The organism is Collibacillus ludicampi (assembly GCF_023705585.1).
Classification (GTDB): domain Bacteria; phylum Bacillota; class Bacilli; order Tumebacillales; family BOQE01; genus Collibacillus; species Collibacillus ludicampi.
This window is the reverse complement of sequence record NZ_BOQE01000001.1, coordinates 653,281-671,824: the sequence shown is the minus strand read 5'-3', so window position 1 is coordinate 671,824 and position 18,544 is coordinate 653,281. Positions and strand designations below refer to the sequence as shown.

The 18,544-nt window shown below is 48.0% G+C and carries 12 protein-coding genes and 1 riboswitch; of the genes, 7 read left to right on the top strand and 5 right to left on the bottom strand.

From position 1 onward, the window contains the following. Positions 1 to 91: 91 nt before the first annotated feature. Positions 92 to 1,543 (bottom strand): MocR-like pyridoxine biosynthesis transcription factor PdxR, encoded by a 1,452-nt coding sequence (gene pdxR, locus DNHGIG_RS03460; protein ID WP_282198351.1) that lies wholly within the window; start codon positions 1,541 to 1,543, stop codon positions 92 to 94. Between the two features lie 139 nt (positions 1,544 to 1,682). On the opposite strand from pdxR, the gene DNHGIG_RS03455 reads away from it, so the two are divergent. Beyond that, complete coding sequence (locus tag DNHGIG_RS03455; protein ID WP_282198350.1) at positions 1,683 to 2,306, top strand: LysE/ArgO family amino acid transporter; 624 nt, start codon at positions 1,683 to 1,685, stop codon at positions 2,304 to 2,306. A gap of 154 nt (positions 2,307 to 2,460) precedes the next feature. Further along, entirely contained in the window at positions 2,461 to 3,798 is a 1,338-nt protein-coding gene (locus tag DNHGIG_RS03450) for an MFS transporter (protein WP_282198349.1), read from the top strand. Positions 3,799 to 4,049: 251 nt separating this feature from the next. On the opposite strand, the gene DNHGIG_RS20920 is transcribed toward DNHGIG_RS03450, so the two are convergent. Continuing rightward, positions 4,050 to 4,802 (bottom strand): ROK family protein, encoded by a 753-nt coding sequence (locus DNHGIG_RS20920; protein ID WP_369414660.1) that lies wholly within the window; start codon positions 4,800 to 4,802, stop codon positions 4,050 to 4,052. Further along, the gene (locus DNHGIG_RS20915; protein WP_369414659.1) at positions 4,774 to 5,235 is read right to left on the bottom strand and encodes a MarR family transcriptional regulator; all 462 of its coding nucleotides are present in this window, start codon (positions 5,233 to 5,235) and stop codon (positions 4,774 to 4,776) included. The genes DNHGIG_RS20920 and DNHGIG_RS20915 overlap by 29 nt, the downstream gene beginning before the upstream one ends. A gap of 419 nt (positions 5,236 to 5,654) precedes the next feature. On the opposite strand from DNHGIG_RS20915, the gene xylA reads away from it, so the two are divergent. From xylA to DNHGIG_RS03420, 5 genes are all read left to right on the top strand, one after another. Next, entirely contained in the window at positions 5,655 to 6,968 is a 1,314-nt protein-coding gene (xylA, locus tag DNHGIG_RS03440) for a xylose isomerase (RefSeq protein ID WP_282198348.1), read from the top strand. 64 nt (positions 6,969 to 7,032) lie between these two features. Then, positions 7,033 to 8,526 carry a xylulokinase gene (xylB, locus tag DNHGIG_RS03435; protein ID WP_282198347.1) on the top strand — a complete coding sequence of 498 codons (1,494 nt, stop codon included), beginning with the start codon at positions 7,033 to 7,035 and terminating at the stop codon, positions 8,524 to 8,526. A gap of 75 nt (positions 8,527 to 8,601) precedes the next feature. Next, a complete protein-coding gene (locus DNHGIG_RS03430; RefSeq protein WP_282198346.1) occupies positions 8,602 to 9,582 on the top strand; it encodes an aldose 1-epimerase in 981 nt (326 codons plus the stop codon). A 425-nt stretch (positions 9,583 to 10,007) separates the two neighbouring features. Further along, complete coding sequence (locus DNHGIG_RS03425) at positions 10,008 to 12,104, top strand: thioredoxin domain-containing protein (protein WP_282198345.1); 2,097 nt, start codon at positions 10,008 to 10,010, stop codon at positions 12,102 to 12,104. Positions 12,105 to 12,432: 328 nt separating this feature from the next. Further along, a complete protein-coding gene (locus DNHGIG_RS03420) occupies positions 12,433 to 15,084 on the top strand; it encodes an AAA family ATPase (protein WP_282198344.1) in 2,652 nt (883 codons plus the stop codon). 41 nt (positions 15,085 to 15,125) lie between these two features. Here the strand turns inward: DNHGIG_RS03420 and thiC are convergent, their stop codons facing one another. Then, entirely contained in the window at positions 15,126 to 16,907 is a 1,782-nt protein-coding gene (gene thiC / locus DNHGIG_RS03415) for a phosphomethylpyrimidine synthase ThiC (RefSeq protein WP_282198343.1), read from the bottom strand. A 132-nt stretch (positions 16,908 to 17,039) separates the two neighbouring features. Further along, positions 17,040 to 17,151, bottom strand: a riboswitch (TPP riboswitch). Positions 17,152 to 17,225: 74 nt separating this feature from the next. Then, positions 17,226 to 18,452 carry an MFS transporter gene (locus DNHGIG_RS03410; protein ID WP_282198342.1) on the bottom strand — a complete coding sequence of 409 codons (1,227 nt, stop codon included), beginning with the start codon at positions 18,450 to 18,452 and terminating at the stop codon, positions 17,226 to 17,228. Positions 18,453 to 18,544: the final 92 nt, after the last annotated feature.

Here is an 18,544-nt window from a genome sequence, read left to right as displayed (position 1 = left end):
AATGATAACAAACCCTCTTTTTAAACTATCCTGCCCGTTAGCAAAAAAGGTTAACCCAGTCTTACACTTTATTTTTCAGTCTAGATGATACTTATGACTTTAATTGCCGAATCACTTCCGCAAGACGAAAGATCCCCTTGTTCAAATCAGCCAAAGAAGCATAGGAATAAGAAAGCCGAAGATACTGTGTTGCATATTGATCGTATACATTCCCCGGATTCAATAGAATTCCCCGATCCAATGCTTTTTCAAACAGATCCCGGATGGAGAGCGAAGGCAATATTCGTAACCAGATATAAAAACCGCCTTTTGGAATCGTCCAGGTAGCAATGTCTGATAAATACTTTTGCAATGCATCGATCATGACTGCTCTCCGAGTTCGCAATTCTTCCCGGACCTTTTCTAAATGTTGGTGATAAAGCCCGCTCGATAACCATTCCGCTACAGCCCACTGAGAGAGGGAACTGGATCCATAATCGGTTTGCATTTTGATATCGGCCAGTCGTTCAATGACCGGTTCCGGGGCAACAACCCAACCGATTCTGAACCCTGGGCTCAATGTCTTGGATATGCTGCCAAGATACAGAACCAGACCATTTTTATCCATAGATTTCAATGGTGGAGGCGGTGGGGAATCCAGCCACAGCTCCCGGTATACGTCATCTTCAATGATCGGAAGCCGTTCCTTTTCACAAATCTCTAAAAGTTCCCTTCGTCTTTCTTCCGACATCAAGATCCCTGTTGGATTATGGAAGGTGGGAATCGTATAGAGTAATGCAGCATTTTGCCTCTTTTTTTGATACGCAATCGTTTTGGCGTGAATTCCGTTTTCATCCAACGGAAGTCCGAATAATCGCATTCCGGCCGATTGAAACACATGAAGGGAATATAAGTAAGAGGGTTTTTCAAGAAAGATTGTAGAACTTCGTTGTAAGAGACCTATCGATATCAATTGCAATGCTTGCAGGGCTCCCGAAACGATCAAAATGGAAGAAGGGGAGGCATCAATCCCGAGTCTTTTCAAATGCTTGCTGAGTTGTTCTCTGAGATAGAGCGACCCTTTTGGTTCTTCGTAGCCAAGTGAATCGATGTGGTCCGTCAACCGATGAAAAACGTTTTTCATCATGTCACGAGGAAATAAGTCGGGGGAAGGCTCTCCCGTACCCAATCGGATGATATCTGGATCAAATTCCGCTTTGTTGATTTCTTGTATGGTAGGTAGATTCGGTTGATGAATTCCCGCGTGGACATACGAGTTCCAGTCAGAGGGCGGGGTAGAAGTCATTAAGGACCACGTATTGTTAATAATCCTCGTACCGCTTCCACTTTTGCCTTCCAGCAATCCCTCTGCGATCAATTCTTCCATAGCCGTAACGATCGTGCTGCGGTTGACTTTCCATACTTTCGCCAAAGTACGTTGCGTAGGAATTTTGCTGCCTACAGGCCATTCGCCGGTTTCAATTTTGTTTTTGATGTATTTCTTGATCTGTACATACAGAGGTATTGGAGAGGATTTGTCCGGCTTCCAATCCAGATTCAACATCGATGATCCACCCTCATAGGTTTTCTATTCCACTTTATTTTACATCTTGGTTGGTTCGGAATCCATCCAATTGGTTGGAGACAGCGGCCGAGATCTGAGTATCATTGTACTCATACGTCATGCAAAGGGAGGAACTCGAATGGTAACAGCTTTTATTCACGGATTCATTCTCGCGTTTGGACTCATTCTTCCGCTCGGCGTCCAGAACGTTTTTGTTTTTAATCAAGGGGCCCTTCAGAAACGATTCATCCATACGCTCCCGGTTATACTGACTGCCTCACTGTGCGATACCTTTTTAATAACCCTTGCGGTTCTAGGGGTTTCTTTGGTGATTTTGGGTTCGTTTTGGGTCAAAACGATTCTCTTGAGTTGCGGGATTGTGTTTTTGCTGTATATGGGATGGAGTACCTGGAAGAGCGCACCTGAAAATGACAACAGCGAAAGTCATGCTTCAGAGACTTTTACCCCCCGCAAACAAATTGCGTTTGCGGCATCGGTGTCGCTTCTGAATCCCCATGCGATCATGGATACGGTTGGGGTCATCGGAACCAGTTCACTCAATTACACCGGGGCGGAAAAAGTGGCCTTTGCACTTGCCGCTATTCTGGTTTCTTGGATTTGGTTCACGGGATTGGCCGTGGCAGGTCGAGCTACGGGCGAGTTGGACAAATCTGGACGATTCATGGGGATTTTGAACAAAATTTCCGCTTTGGTGATGTGGGGGGCGGCGATTTATATTGGTTATTCACTTTTAACGGGCTAATAAATTAACTATAAATTCAAAACTATCATTTCCGTATGAGATATGATATGATTTAAAAAGGAAATAGAGTTTATGTTAGCTATCAAAGTATCAGAGTATTGACGAAGCTAATAAAGAAGCGTCAAACACCGGTACTTCAAAAGGAGGTTTTACATTGACTCCATCCATTGAGCGCTCAAATACGCGACGCATTGCAAGCAACATCTTCAAAGGTTCGGTTGGGAATCTGATCGAATGGTATGATTGGTACGTTTATACGGCTTTCGCGGTGTATTTCTCGGCCGCGTTTTTCCCCAAGGGAGACCCGACAAGCCAACTGCTTAACACAGCGGCAATCTTCGCCGTCGGCTTCCTGATGCGCCCGATAGGGAGCCTGCTGCTGGGCCGGTACGCCGATCGTCATGGCCGCCGTGCTGCGCTGACGCTTTCCATTTCCGTCATGGCCGGTGGTTCTCTGATCATTGCCTGCACTCCTGGCTATGGTACCATTGGCGTGTGGGCTCCTATCATTCTGGTTCTTGCACGCCTTCTCCAAGGGTTGTCGCTCGGTGGAGAATACGGAACCTCGGCAACGTACCTGTCCGAGATGGCCAGCAGCGGCCGCCGGGGCTTCTACTCGAGCTTTCAGTATGTCACACTAGTTGCCGGACAGCTGGTGGCACTGGGTGTCCAGATCATCCTCCAACAAATACTCAGCGAACCCGAAATGAAGTCCTGGGGCTGGCGTATTCCCTTCGTTATCGGAGCCATGGGGGCATTGGCCGTATTGTGGATGCGCCGCACGATGGACGAATCCGAGCAGTTTTCAAAAATGGGTGCTGAAAGCCGGGCTAGCGCCGGAACGATTCGAGCTCTGATGAAGCACCCCAAGGCGGTACTGACAGTCGTCGGACTCACGCTCGGCGGAACAGTCGCCTTCTATACATACACGACGTATTTACAGAAGTTCATGGTGAATACAGAGGGACTCCCAAAGGAGGTCGTCAGCTGGATCAATTTTGTTGCCCTGCTGGTATTCGTGATCCTTCAACCTTTCGCCGGCATGCTGTCCGACCGGATTGGACGGCGTCCGCTATTGATTAGTTTCGGTATCCTTGGAACGTTGCTGACAGTGCCACTGTTCCTGATCTTGGAACACACGAAAAACCCTGTCGGTGCTTTCTTGCTCATGATGGTGGGTCTCATCGTTGTCACGGGTTACACTTCCATTAATGCGATCGTGAAAGCCGAGCTCTTTCCGACAGAAGTCCGTGCCCTTGGCGTAGGTTTCCCCTATGGAGTCACCGTGGCGGTGTTCGGCGGGACGGCAGAGTTCATCGCGTTATGGTTCAAGAGCGTTGGCTCCGAGTCGCTCTTCTACTACTACGTAGCTGCCTGTATTGCTATGAGCCTCATCGTCTACTGGCGTATGGGGGAGACTTCGAAGGTCTCCCAGATCGAATCTGAGCTCGAAGATGAAATGCGCTCGCTGTCCGACAACAGGGCAATCTGAAAGTAACATGTGCGCTTAAAGGCACAATGTTCTTTGACAATATGAACAATAGGTAAAATAGGAAAGGGCAGGTCATCGATGGCCTGCCCGCTGTTCAGTGTGCCCGGCATGGGCGTTGTCTATAGGGTGGGAGTCCCGAATGGCGAAGGTAGCAGTAGCCATTGCTCAAGGCAAGGGTCTCCGCCGCAAGGCAGACCTTTAAGCCCAATCCTCGCGAATATCATGCGCCCCTTCCTACTCGATTCTCGTAATCATTCCACGGTGATGTTGTTTTCCGAAAAGAAATGAGAAACTGCAATCGATGAAGCACCCAAAGCACAGGAATAAATGTTCAATCCGGAAAACTCGATCCGCAATTGTTTGCGGTGAAAGGGTAAAGCACGATTTTCAATGACTCTCCTGATCGGATTTATCAACCAATTTTTTGCAGCGGAAAGACGATTGCCGATAATAATCAGTTCCGGATTCAATGTATTGATGATGTTGGTCAGACCGATGCCCAGGTATTCGCCGATTGTATTAAAAAGGTGAATGACTTCTACGTGTCCGTCGTCAGCCATTTTTACCAATGATTCGATATCGAGCGGTTTATCTGCTCGATCAGAATGGATGGACAAGGATTTCGCCTGTTCCAAGAGGGCATTTTCGGAAGCGTACATTTCCCAACAACCTCTGTTTCCGCAGCTGCATTTTTTTCCGTTTACCTCAATAGTCAGATGCCCCATTTCCCCGGAAAACCCTGAGCTTCCTTTATACAATTCATTGTCGATGATAATTCCTGTCCCTATTCCGATCCCGGCGCTGACATAAATGAGGTTGGAAGCATCCTTGCCGACACCAAACAGTTTTTCTCCGAGCGCTCCGGAGTTCGCCTCATTATCAATGGCGACGGGAAAAGGAAACTCGTTGGCGATCATGCTTTTTAAATCGATATTCTCCCATTTTAAATTGGGGGCGAACAATATGGTGCCTTTGTCATCGATTATACCGGATCCCGATGCCAATCCCCACAATCCCATACGGGCTCGGAGGGGTATGGTCAATCATGGTTTGAATAGACTGCTTCAAGGTGTTAAAGATGAAAGCGAAGGAGGTCTGGTTCAAAGAAGTCATATGTTCCTTGACAATTTCCCCTCGCAGGTTCGTTAACACGGTTAAGATGTAATTAACCCCCAGATCGACTCCAATCGCATAGCCAGCAACCTTGTTGAACAGGAGCATCACGGGTCTTCTCCCGCCGTTTGATTGACCCGGCCCCACCTCGTAAACAAGATCTTCAGCAATCAATTCATTGACCAGCGAAGAAACGGTTCCCTTATTCAGGCCGGTCATCTCCGAAATTTGGGAACGGGATAAGGGGAAGTTATTTTTGATCGTCTCCAGGACGATCGATTTATTTATTTTTTTGACAAGAGACTGGTCGCCAGTTGTTTTCATAGCTATCCTCACTTTGTTTAATGGATGTATAAATTGAAGACGACGAAGTAAAGACAAGGAACTTATACGGAGTTAAAAAACCTAATCCACTGCACTTTTTCATTCTAACACGAAAGAAATTGGAGAAAAAGACAAAAAACTTAGTTTGTTTAGTAGACAAACTAATTAAAGGGTGTTACGATATATTTGTAATTTTTAAATCATTCGTAAAGAGGGTCAACTTCGATCTCAGGACCTTATGCCTTAATTATCGCCCTGGTTTTGTGTAGACAACGGAATGAGCATGATGAACATTGACCCTTACTGGCAGTATATCGTCAAAGGAACGATCCTGGTTTTGGCGGTGTGGTTGGACATTTCAAGCAAGAAGCGGGCGTAGCGAAAGGAATGGGGAACAAACGAATGAGGAGGGAGCCGTCGTGGCATATTTCAAAAATATCGGTACAATTCAATATGAGGGGAAAGATTCAAAGAATCCTTTGGCTTTTAAATATTATAATCCAAAAGAGATCGTAGCAGGAAAAACGATGGAAGAACACCTGCGGTTTTCTGTTGCCTACTGGCATACGTTTACCGGGGAAGGGTCTGACCCCTTTGGGAATGGCACAATGATTCGGCCCTGGAAATCCTATACGGGCATGGATTTGGCAAAAGCCAGATTGGAAGCCGCGTTCGAATTCTTTGAAAAATTGAACGTCCCTTACTTCACTTTCCATGACCGGGATATTGCACCGGAAGGAGATACCTTGCAGGAAACCAATAAAAATCTGGATGAAATCGTTTCACTCATGAAGGAATATATGGCGACGAGCAAGGTCAAGCTTCTTTGGAATACCGCCAATCTCTTTACCCATCCCCGGTTTGTTCATGGTGCTGCGACCGCTTGTAATGCTGACGTATTTGCCTATAGCGCCGCCCAAGTGAAAAAAGGACTCGAGATTGCCAAAGAACTCGGGGCGGAAAACTACGTATTCTGGGGAGGACGGGAAGGATACGAAACGCTGCTAAATACCAACCTCGAGCTGGAATTCGACAACTTGGCCCGATTCCTGCACATGGCGAATGATTATGCGAAGGAAATCGGATTTGCAGGGCAGTTCCTGATAGAACCGAAACCGAAAGAACCCACCAAGCATCAATATGATTTTGATGCGGCTTCAGCGGTGGCGTTTTTATTCAAATATGGCCTCAAGGATTCTTTCAAATTGAACATCGAGGCCAATCACGCGACTCTTGCCGGTCATTCCTTCCAGCATGAATTAAGATGGTGCAGGATCAACGGGATGTTGGGCTCGGTGGATGCAAACCAGGGAGATCCCTTGCTGGGATGGGATACGGATGAATTTCCTACCGATTTATATGAAACGACACTGGCCATGTACGAAATCCTGCAGAACGGAGGTTTAGGCAAGGGGGGACTCAATTTTGACGCCAAGACGAGAAGGGGTTCCTTTGAACCGGAAGATTTATTCTACGCCCATATTGCCGGTATGGACAGCTTTGCCAGAGGATTAAAAGTGGCCGCCAAACTGATCGAAGACCGCGTATTCGAAAATTTCATCGATTATCGTTACCGCAGTTTCAAAGAAGGGATCGGCTTGGAGATCGTTTCCGGACGTGCGAACTTCCACACTTTAGAAGCCTATGCGTTGCAAAACCGGGAAATCAAAAACGAATCGGGCCGGCAAGAGAAACTAAAAGCCATTCTGAATCAATACATCCTGGAGGTTTAAACCGAAATGGGTATTGTGTTTCAAGCACAAACACAATACCCCTCTTTCAAAAGGGGGACGTCGGATGAAATATGTTATCGGGATTGATCTGGGAACGAGTGCGGTGAAAGTTCTTTTGGTTAATCAAAAGGGAGAGGTATGTCAGGCGGTTTCCAAATCGTACCCTTTAATCCAGGCGAAGTCTGGCTTCAGTGAACAAGTTCCGGAAGAGTGGGTGAAAATGACTGTGCAGGCCTTGGCGGAACTGGTCTCAGCCAGGAAGGTAAATCCGGAAGACATCGAAGGGATCAGCTTTTCCGGACAGATGCACGGTCTTGTCCTGCTCAATCAGCAATATCAGGTTCTGCGGCCCGCGATCCTTTGGAACGATACGCGGACCACCTGGCAATGCCGGGAGATCGAAGAGAAATTGGGAGAACGGCTGGTGCAAATCACGAAAAATACTGCGCTGGAAGGGTTTACGCTCCCCAAACTGTTGTGGGTGAAAGAACATGAACCGGATGTTTTTACGGACACAGCCGTGTTTATGCTCCCGAAAGATTATCTGAGATTCAGGATGACAGGTACGGTCAATAGCGAATATTCCGATGCGGCAGGAACCCTGCTGCTGGATGTAGCCCGAAAACAGTGGAGCGAGGAAATCTGCGAGCGGTTGGAGATCCCGTTGACGATTTGTCCGCCTTTGGTGGAGTCCTCTCATTGCGTCGGAACGCTCTTGCCTGAGATTTGCCGGCAAACAGGCCTGAAGGAAACCACCAAAGTGTTTGCCGGTGGTGCCGACAACGCTTGCGGCGCGATCGGGGCGGGGATATTGTCGGACGGAAAAACGCTTTGCAGCATCGGGACTTCAGGCGTGATTTTGTCTTATGAGGAGAAAGAGCGGGATTATCAAGGAAAGGTGCATTTCTTTAACCATGGGAAAGAAGATGCCTTCTATGCCATGGGGGTGACGCTTTCTGCCGGGTACAGCTTGAGCTGGTTCAAGGAGACGTTCGCCAAAGAGGAGAGCTTTGATGAATTCCTCCACGGCGTCGCGCAGATCCCCGCCGGTTCCCGCGGGTTGCTGTTTACCCCGTATCTGTTCGGCGAGAGATCGCCACATGCGGATTCGACCATTCGTGGCAGTTTTATCGGGGTTGATAGTTCCCACCAGCGCAGCGATTTTGTCAGAGCGGTGATCGAGGGAATTACATTCTCCCTTCATGAATCGATCGAATGGTTCAGACAGGAAAGAAAAACGGTCGATACGATCGTCTCGATCGGGGGAGGGGCGAAAAATCCGGTTTGGCTGCAAATCCAGGCGGACATCTTCAATGCAAAAATCGTGAAACTGGAAAATGAACAGGGCCCAGGGATGGGAGCGGCCATGTTGGCCGCCTATGGATGCGGATGGTTCGAATCTTTAGAGGAATGTGCCGCACAATGGATACGGCCATCTATGGAATTTGCGCCGCGCCGGGAACAGGTAGAGATCTATCGGGATCTCTTTCCGATCTATCAGGAGATTTACCATCAAACCAAGGAGCTGAGCCGAAAATTGGCGAAATATAGAAAGTAAAAGGATCTCCATCAGAATTCTGTCATAGGTGTAAGCCAACAGACACAGAATTTTTGAAGAGGAGTTCATGAACCGATGGCCACGGCATATGTAGAAAACATGACCTATTTGGGAGAACCGGCGATTCGGGCGGGAAACGAGCGGATGGAAATCATTTTGGTTCCGGGGTGGGGAAGCAATCTGATCTCCATTTTTCACAAGGAGAAAAACGCCAGCCTGTTGAGAACCCCAAAGTCGCGGGAAGAATTTTGGGAGAATCCCGTCTTATACGGCACGCCGATTTTGTTCCCTCCCAACCGGATCGGTGATGGAAGGTTTACATTCAACGGACGCACCTATCATTTTGATATGAACGAAAAAGACAAACGAAACCACCTTCATGGATTCCTCTATCGGGAAAAGTGGGAACGGGTGCGGGCAGAGGTCAAGAACGATCGCGTCGTTCTGGAAACGGAAATCGATTCCACCGTTCACCCGGAGATTGTTCGTCAATTTCCGCATCCTTTTACCGTGCGCATGACCTATCTTTTGGAAGGGGAGAGGATCCAACAAAACGCGACGATCCTGAACCGGGACAAGGAGGCTTTTCCTTGGGGATTGGGCTACCATACAACGTTTCTCTTCCCGGAAGATGCATGCACCTTTTCGCTGACAGCCGAAAAGCGCTGGATTTTGAATGAACGGTTGTTGCCGACGGGTGAGTTGGAGGAGATAGAAGATCGGGAGCAATGGCAAAAAGGGATCCGACTGAAAGAGCGGGCGTTGGACGACGCGTTTCTTTCTTCCGCTTCCCCGAGGGGAAGGAATGAAGCGGTCATTGCGAATGAGAGACTGGGTTTGCGCATCACTTATTGGGCAGATGAAAACTTCAAGCATTGGGTGGTTTACAACGCGGATGGCAAGCAGGGATTTGTTTGTCCGGAACCTTACACATGGGTGACCAATGCCCCGCATTTGGATCTCCCGCCGTCCTTGACCGGATTGCGGGTGCTGGCTCCGGGGGAACAGATTACGATCAAAACGGGAATCTCCGTTTCGGTAGATTCCAGGGACTGATCCGCTTTATTGCAAGTTTTTATATTGAAATGGATAAATATACTAATCTATTACACTAAAAATTACGAAGTAATAATTGATAATAAAGAGATTCAATGCGAAAGAAAACGAAGAAAGAAGCGAAAGAGACGATAAGAAAGCCACCCGCCGACCGCCGCCGCCGGTATCCCTCACTTGCGTTTAAAATAGACAACCTTCAGTGGATATAAAGCGAGTGATGAACAGATCAAAGAGTGGTTAAAGGAAGCGATTGAAGGAATTGAATAGGGGACTGCAACCTGCTCGTGAAGTAAAGGGATCATATTCGTTAAAACCCTTTCAAGTAGAATGTATTTTTCTAAGCACGTTCTAGAGATTATTGACTTATACTGTTCCCTTCTTTTCGTGTATACTATCGACAGAAATTATTGGAAGGGGATATAAGAATGGGTGCTCCGAATCAGGGAAAAAAGCCTAACCGGCTGATTCATGAGAAGTCTCCTTATCTGCTTCAACACGCTTACAATCCTGTAGACTGGTTCCCATGGAGTCAAGAGGCTTTTGAGAAAGCGAAAAGGGAAAATAAGCCGATATTTCTGAGTGTGGGATACAGCACATGTCATTGGTGTCACGTCATGGAAAGAGAATCGTTCGAAGACGAAGAAGTCGCAGAGCTACTCAATCGCCACTTTGTGGCCATTAAAGTGGATCGTGAAGAACGGCCCGATGTGGATCATATCTATATGACCGTTTGCCAGGCGATGACCGGTCATGGAGGATGGCCTCTCACTGTGTTTTTGACACCGGAGAAGAAGCCGTTTTTCGCCGGGACGTATTTTCCCAAGCATGGGCGTTACGGTCACAGTGGTCTGATCGAGATTCTCACACAAATCGCAAAGTTGTGGAAAGAGGATCGTGAGCGGCTCATCCGTTCCAGTGAGCGCCTGACGGAAGCGTTGCAGCCGAGATTCGGAGCATCGAACGAAGGAAAACTGTCGGAAGAGATTCTGCATCAAGCGTTTCAGATGTTCTGCGATCATTTCGATACAAGATATGGCGGGTTTTCAGATGCCCCCAAATTTCCAACCCCTCATAACCTGACTTTCTTGCTGCGATACTGGAAGCAAACGGGAAAAACAAAGGCGCTCGCGATGGTCGAGAAAACGTTGGAGGCGATGCACCGCGGGGGAATTTATGACCACCTGGGATATGGATTTGCGCGTTATTCAACGGATGACAAATGGCTCGTGCCTCATTTTGAAAAAATGTTATATGATAACGCTCTCCTTGCCATCGCTTATTTGGAGGCGTTTCAGGTTACGGGGAAGGAGACATATGCACGCATCGCCCGGGAGATTTTCACGTATATCTTACGGGATATGACATCACCCGATGGCGGATTTTATTCGGCGGAGGACGCCGATTCGGAAGGAGTGGAGGGCAAGTTTTACGTATTCACCCCCGCTGAAATCAAACATGTTTTGGGGGAAAAAGAAGGGACTTTGTTCTGTCGTTACTATGATGTAACGGAAAAAGGAAATTTCGAAGGAACGAGCATCTTGAACATCATCCATACAGACCCGGTATCCATTGTACGAGAGGCAGGACTTTCCGTAGAACAACTCGAGTCGCAAATGGAAGGGTTCCGTCAAAAACTTTTCGCGTACAGGGAGAAGCGGATTCATCCGCATAAAGATGATAAAATTCTCACCGCGTGGAACGGCCTCATGATCGCCGCGCTGGCCAAAGGTGCACAGATCTTGCAGGATCCTTCATATGAGGAAGCGGCAAAACGGGCGGTTTCTTTTATCCAAAAACACCTTGTTCGTGATGACGGACGGCTTTTGGCCCGCTATCGGGACGGGGAGGCTGCGTTTTTGGCCTATCTCGATGATTATGCGTTTCTCACATGGGGACTTCTGGAACTGTATGAAGCCTCTTTTTCAGCCGAGTATCTGGGATTGGCCAAACATTATACGGAAGAAATGGTTCGTTTATTCTGGGATGACAGGGAAGGAGGATTTTACCTCAACGGATCGGATGCGGAACAGCTATTGGCGCGTCCCAAAGAAGTGTATGATGGGGCACTTCCATCCGGAAATTCTGTCGCTGCATTGAATCTCTTGCGGCTGGCGAGGATCACAGGGGAAACCCGTCTAGAAGAACTGGCGCAGAAGCAGATACAGGCGTTTTCAGGCAACGTCGGATCGTATCCGCCCGGGTATACCCATTTTCTCATGGCCTTACAATTTGCCTATTATCCGGGAAAAGAAATCGTCGTGGCGGGAAGCCGCGATGCGGAAGATACAAAGCGGATGTTACGGGCGGTTCATCAAGTCTTTCTTCCGCAGGCTGTCCGGCTCTTCCGTCCGGAGGGGCCGGAAGCGCGGGAAATCGAACGGCTCGTGCCATTCATCAAAGAACAAAAAGCGATTGAAGGCCGTGCAACCGCATTTGTCTGTGAAAATTACGCTTGTAAGTCGCCGACCACCGATGTGGAACAATTCATGACCCTATTACAGTCGGAGTCAAAGGAAAAATAGCCCTCCATGCCGCATGGGCGGCGCCATCAGAGGATGAAAAGTATCTTGTGCAGGAAGAGAGATTTGAAGCTGCCATAAGCAACAGAGTGACTTTTGGGTGGATTGTATCGCTTTGCAGCGCAGAGGTGAGTTGAAGGTCGTTCCGCAACCTCTGTATAGAATCCGGGCGGGACGACCTTCTCCGAACCCAAGCGCAAAGCGATACATCCACCCAAGCACTCTTCCGTCTTCACGAGTGATGAAGACGGATTTCTTTTTGGGCACGGGTCTCCATTTTTGCATATGGTATAAGGAGAGAGGTTGGAAGATTGTCGAAGGGAAGGATTTTATGCAAGCGGTAAAAGTCACAGTGGATGCAAAACATTGGTTGTCCGCTTTGCAAGAAATCATGAACGTGAAAGAACCGGTTTATGAAACAACGATTTTTTTACGTCTCGATCTCACGAAGGAGACATTAACGGTCATTGATGAAGATTCGGACAGTGTGTATCGGGCAACGATCCCGATCGAACGGAGAGACAGGGAATCTCCCGCCGTTTCCGCCTTGTATTGTCGTGTCTTCGTCCATAAACTCAAAAACATGATCGAACTTTTTCACACGGTATGCGGAAAGATCACATTGGGCTTTCGCAGCACAACTCTGTCTTTTACCCATGGGAAAAAACATTTCCTCATACCCAATCATATCATCCATGCGCCGGATTGTGAAAAAGACTATACGATCTCTTTTTACAAGCGCCATTACGATCCCGATCGTGTCGTCCGATTCACGATTCCCGCTCTCGCCCCTTTGCTGGATACATTAAAAGTTTACCCGGATACGACAGTCAAGGTTCATGTCAGTGACGGCAGAGTCCGCATTCATCATGTTGAATATCCTACGGACTCTCGTAGAACTGGTGTCTACCTGTGGCCGTATGAAGCGTTGTATCAGCGTCTTTCCCAACTGCCCGGGGAAGCCGTGGTCGATGTGGTGTTTACCGAGAATCGTCATGTCTATTTGGCCGTTCATTCAAGTTTGCAATGGCAAGGAAAGTCAGTTTCCCTAGGTATGGGAAGGGAGATTTTGTTGAAACCCCTTCCCGCAACGACTCTCTATATCTCGAAAGGAGATGCTGGGATAAAGCCCGGTCAGAGGGATCATCTATTATGGTCGAACGCTTCTCTCCTACCTGTCAAAGAGAAGAAAGAAAACCGCCCCTCTTATCCCATCGATTCGGAAGATTCATTGTCAGGAGATCCGGAAGAGAATCTCCATGACCTTCGTATCGACGAACTGTCCGACTCCGACGAACCATGGAAGCTTATGTTAGAGAAGAGCGAACCGATAGAAAAACAAATATCAGCGAATGAGAAAGAGACAACCTTGGCTTTGCTGGAGAAACTCCCTGGCCTTTCGCTTATAAAAAAGCAAATTCGAGAGATTGCCGATTTTGCCATTTTTGAAAAGGAACGCATGGGCATCCTTGGAATTCCAATGAAACTCCCTACATTGCACATGTGCTTTCTTGGGAATCCCGGAACAGGGAAAACCATGGTGGCGCGCATGCTTGGGAATATCTTTAAGGAACTGAATGTACTTGCCAAAGGACACGTGGTAGAGGTAGATCGGCAAGTTCTTGTAGGCGCTTATATGGGACATACGGAAGCCAATCTGCTCAAATACGTGAAACGTGCCATGGGAGGAATTCTCTTCATTGATGAAGCGTATGCCCTCTACAAAAAAGATTCGGGCAAAGATTTCGGTCTCACTGCCATTAACGGGTTGGTCAAGCTGATGGAGGATTATCGTGATCAAATGATCGTGATCTTGGCGGGCTATAAGAGGGAAATGTTCGAGTTTCTGTCGTACAACCCCGGACTCCGCGAACGTATTCCGTTTCATCTCGAGTTTCCGGATTATACAAATGAAGAATTGATCCAGATTGCCGAGTTTCTCGCGGAGAACGATCAATATGTCTTGAGTGATGACGCCAAAGACGCGTTGTTGAAACAAGTGCTTCGTCATAAGCTGGATGAAACGTTTGGCAATGCGCGAACCGTGCGGAATTGCATGGAAAAAGCGAAGATCCGCCATGCCGTTCGCGCCAAGGAACTAGGGAAGTCGAAAGACACATGGACAACGTTGACGGCAGAAGACTTTGTGGAAGAAGGCGATGCCAAGGGTGAGACATTGGAAAGTGTATTGGATGAATTGGAACGACTCGTGGGATTGGACGAAGTCAAGCGTTGGGTGAAACAGGTCATCGATGTTATTGCTTTGGAAAAAAAGCGCCTGGAACATGGATTGGAAGATGAACCGCTCACCTTTCATATGGCCTTCACAGGAAATCCGGGAACCGGAAAGACAACGGTGGCCCGTTTACTTGGAAGGATCCTGCGGGTCATGAACATCTTGCCTCGAGGGCATTTCGTCGAAGCGACGCGCAAAGATCTGGTTGCTGGATACATGGGGCAAACTGCGTTAAAAACCGCTGAGAAGGTGAAGGAAGCGTTAGGGGGGATCCTTTTTATCGATGAAGCGTATGCCCTCGCGCGTAACCGAGAGGATTTTGGTGCCGAAGCGCTGGCGACGCTCATCAAAGAAATGGAAGAGAAAAAAGGTCTATTCACAGTCATTTTTGCCGGATACACCGATGAAATGGAAGAATTGCTGAAGGTCAATCCGGGTTTGAAAAGCAGGATCCGTTTTACTCTCCAGTTTCCCGATTTTTCAGCCAGTGAACTCGTTGAAATTGTAAAGCGGAAAGCGCACATGTCTGATTATCGTTTGACGAACGCGGCCGAGGAAAAATTGTGGGAATATTTTATTCACAAGTGTTCGGAGGCGGATGAAAGTTTCGGGAACGGGAGACTTGCAGAGCGGGTATTCGAACGTGCCAAAATGAATCTGTCGACGCGAATCAACGGGATGCAAGAGGTAGACAAAGAATCGCTGATCATGATCACAGAGGAAGATGTTACGTTTGAGGATGATTAAACATATAAACCCGGGGAGGAAGTCGTCCCCGGGTTTCCTTATTAGCTGTAAATCTTGCCGCCCGTTTCACGGAATTCTTGGGCTTTTTCTTCCAAACCTTTTTGGAGAGCTTCTTCTGTGTCCAATCCTTTTTCTTTCGCGTATTCGCGAATATCTTGCGTGATCTTCATGCTGCAGAACTTTGGACCGCACATCGAACAGAAGTGAGCGGTTTTCGCCGCTTCGGCGGGAAGCGTTTCGTCATGGTATTCCATCGCTCTCTCCGGATCCAACGACAGGTTAAACTGATCGCGCCAGCGGAACTCGAAGCGCGCTTTGGAGAGCGCGTTATCGCGAATTTGTGCGCCGGGATGACCTTTTGCGAGATCGGCGGCATGTGCTGCGATTTTGTAGGCGATAACCCCTTCGCGCACATCATTCTTGTTGGGCAGCCCGAGGTGCTCCTTCGGCGTCACATAGCAGAGCATCGCTGTTCCGTACCATCCGATCATCGCCGCACCGATTGCGGACGTGATATGGTCGTAGCCTGGAGCGATATCAGTCGTCAAGGGACCGAGCGTGTAGAACGGAGCGTCATGGCAGACTTCACGTTGGCGATCCACGTTTTCTTTAATCAAGTGCATCGGCACGTGCCCGGGACCTTCGATCATGACTTGGACATCATGCTTCCAAGCAATTTTCGTTAACTCCCCGAGTGTTTCCAATTCGGCGAATTGCGCTTCATCGTTTGCATCGGCAATCGATCCGGGGCGCAATCCGTCTCCCAATGAGAAGGAAACATCGTACGCTTTCATGATTTCACAAATCTCTTCAAAATGTGTATAGAGGAAATTCTCTTGATGGTGTGCCAGACACCATGCGGCCATGATCGATCCCCCGCGGGACACTATTCCTGTCACCCGTTTTGCGGTTAAAGGTATGTAGCGCAACAACACACCCGCGTGGATCGTGAAGTAGTCAACACCTTGTTCCGCTTGCTCGATCAATGTGTCGCGAAAGATTTCCCAAGTGAGTTCTTCCGCTCTTCCGCCAACTTTTTCAAGTGCTTGATAAATAGGAACCGTACCGACGGGAACAGGGGAGTTACGGATGATCCATTCCCGAGTCGTGTGAATGTTTTTCCCTGTGGAAAGATCCATGATCGTATCGGCACCCCAACGGATGGCCCAAGTCATTTTCTCCACTTCTTCATCAATGGACGAAGTAACCGCAGAATTCCCAATGTTTGCATTTATTTTTACATGGAAATTTCGGCCGATAATCATGGGCTCAAGTTCCGGGTGGTTAATGTTGGCGGGAATAATCGCACGGCCTGCCGCCACTTCTTGACGCACAAATTCTGGATCCACTTGTTCGCGGATGGCGATATATTCCATCTCGGGAGTGATGATTCCTTTTCGAGCGTAGTGCATTTGCGTTACGTTCCGGCCTGCTTTCGCTCGCAACGGGCGGCGTTTGGAGCCCGGGAACACTTCTAGGTTCGCACGCGGATCTCCTTCTTGATAGCCGTTATCTTGCGGTTTGATTTCCCGGCCTTCATATTCTTCGACATCATCGCGTTCGAGAATCCATGCGAGGCGATTCAGAGGTAAACCCTTGCGGATATCCGCCTGATAGTCAGGATCGGTATATGGCCCGCTCGTATCGTATATGCGGACAGGCGGATTTTCCTCTTCGCCGTAATTGCCCTTCGTCGGACTGAGTGAAATTTCACGCATCGGGACGCGAATATCGGGTCTAGAACCTTGAACGTAAACTTTTTTGCTTCCTGGAAAAGAGGACATCAACGGAATGTTCGGTACATCTTGTGAGCGCAGTGACATGGTATTCCCTCCCAAAATCGATTCACATTTTGGCAACTCTTTTTGTCTGCTCGCTCTAGACGTTGTACCAGAACCTCCAGCTGGAGATCAAAAAAGACCGCATAAAGGGTAATATGCGGTCTTGGATACACGATGGGTGTATAAGCAATCCCTCCGCTGGCATTACCCAGTTCAGGTTCAACGGTCGGTAGCAGATGCGGCTACCCTCTCAGCCTGGCTCTTCCAAGCTCCCGCTATGATTCAGTTGCCACTACTACCATATCACGTTACAGCGAAAAAACGCAACTAGTTTTAACGTACGACTCGATGAAAGTATTTTTATGAAAGAGTCCCTTTTTTTCGTTTTGGAATGTCTACCCCCAAGCAATGATCCTGTCCGCTCGGACCGTTCATCCGCACCGTTCTTAATATCAAAACGGCCACGATTTGCATGAACCCGATGATGACCAGGTACAAGGGAATCCATTCCTTGCGCAAAAATGTGTAAGCGGCAATAAAGCTAGCGATACTCAAAATGCGTCCTAGGTTTAATGTGATCTCGCGTTCAACGATGTACTCCCGTTCAAACAGATGATGTGCCTCATCGATCACCTGATAGACGCGAGTACCGAAAGGAACGGCAAACAGGGGAGTGAATAACGCGGTCATGATACCGTACCACAAAATCGTGGAATAGTTCATATTCAGTACGAATAATGCGATCGCTCCCGTTGAGAAGAAGGAACCAATGAGCATCGATTCGTTGTACCAGTTCCATTTCAGGATTTTTCCCACAAAGAAAAACGATAAACTAGAGATCAGCGACGTCAAAGCGGCGTACTGTCCGAGCGATACTTCGTTTTTTGTCGCAAGATAGACAAGAATCACCGCCAGGAAAGTGAACACTCCTTCCCGTAACCCCTGAAAGAAACTGCCGATCAATACACGATTCCAGTTGGGATGGCGTCTGCAAAAAAGAGGGGCAGGCCTTTCTTCAAAGAGTTCACCTCGTAATCGGGCGCTGATAAAAAATGCGATCGCGAATAATGTGAGAGATGAGGCGAAAATCAAACTGTATCCGATTTCTTTATGGATCCTTGCGATAAGAAATCCTGAAAGCAAGGGTGCAGCCATGTTGGCCAATGAACTGAGAACGCCCATGAAGCTGTTGAAGACGATTCGCCATTTTCCGCGTGCGATACGCACAACCAAGAGATTGAAGGAAAACCAGTAGAAACCTGCTCCGATCCCTAAAACAAGTCCGAGCAAATAAGAAAGGGAGCGGTTACCGATAAACAAGACAGACGCGTAGAAGAGCGCATGAAAGAAAATACCTAAGCGAAGATAGGGTTCCATGCGTTTCGGACGAAGGATGCGCCCCAGATAAAACATCAGGGGCATCATCAGAAACTGCAATCCGTTATAGACTGCAAGGATGACGAGGCTTTGATTCTGCCTCCATAAGTACACGTTAACGAAGGCACTCGATAAGGCCGTTGCCAATGTAAACAAAGCACTGATCACGAGAAGGACACGGAGCGAGTAAGGCAATTCACGAAAAGACAAAACAAGATCCCTCCTGTCATTCTTCATGGCAGGCCGCTTGTTCGTTCTTTGCAAGTATACCCCTATGGAACCAACTTTATTTGGAGATGGGG

Coding starts and splice junctions, on each gene's coding strand:
- pdxR (WP_282198351.1), bottom strand. CDS start 1,543: ATGTTGAATCTGGATTGGAAGCCGGACAAATCCTCTCCAATACCTCTG.
- DNHGIG_RS03455 (WP_282198350.1), top strand. CDS start 1,683: ATGGTAACAGCTTTTATTCACGGATTCATTCTCGCGTTTGGACTCATT.
- DNHGIG_RS20915 (WP_369414659.1), bottom strand. CDS start 5,235: ATGAAAACAACTGGCGACCAGTCTCTTGTCAAAAAAATAAATAAATCG.
- xylB (WP_282198347.1), top strand. CDS start 7,033: ATGAAATATGTTATCGGGATTGATCTGGGAACGAGTGCGGTGAAAGTT.
- DNHGIG_RS03430 (WP_282198346.1), top strand. CDS start 8,602: ATGGCCACGGCATATGTAGAAAACATGACCTATTTGGGAGAACCGGCG.
- DNHGIG_RS03425 (WP_282198345.1), top strand. CDS start 10,008: ATGGGTGCTCCGAATCAGGGAAAAAAGCCTAACCGGCTGATTCATGAG.
- DNHGIG_RS03420 (WP_282198344.1), top strand. CDS start 12,433: ATGCAAGCGGTAAAAGTCACAGTGGATGCAAAACATTGGTTGTCCGCT.
- thiC (WP_282198343.1), bottom strand. CDS start 16,907: ATGTCACTGCGCTCACAAGATGTACCGAACATTCCGTTGATGTCCTCT.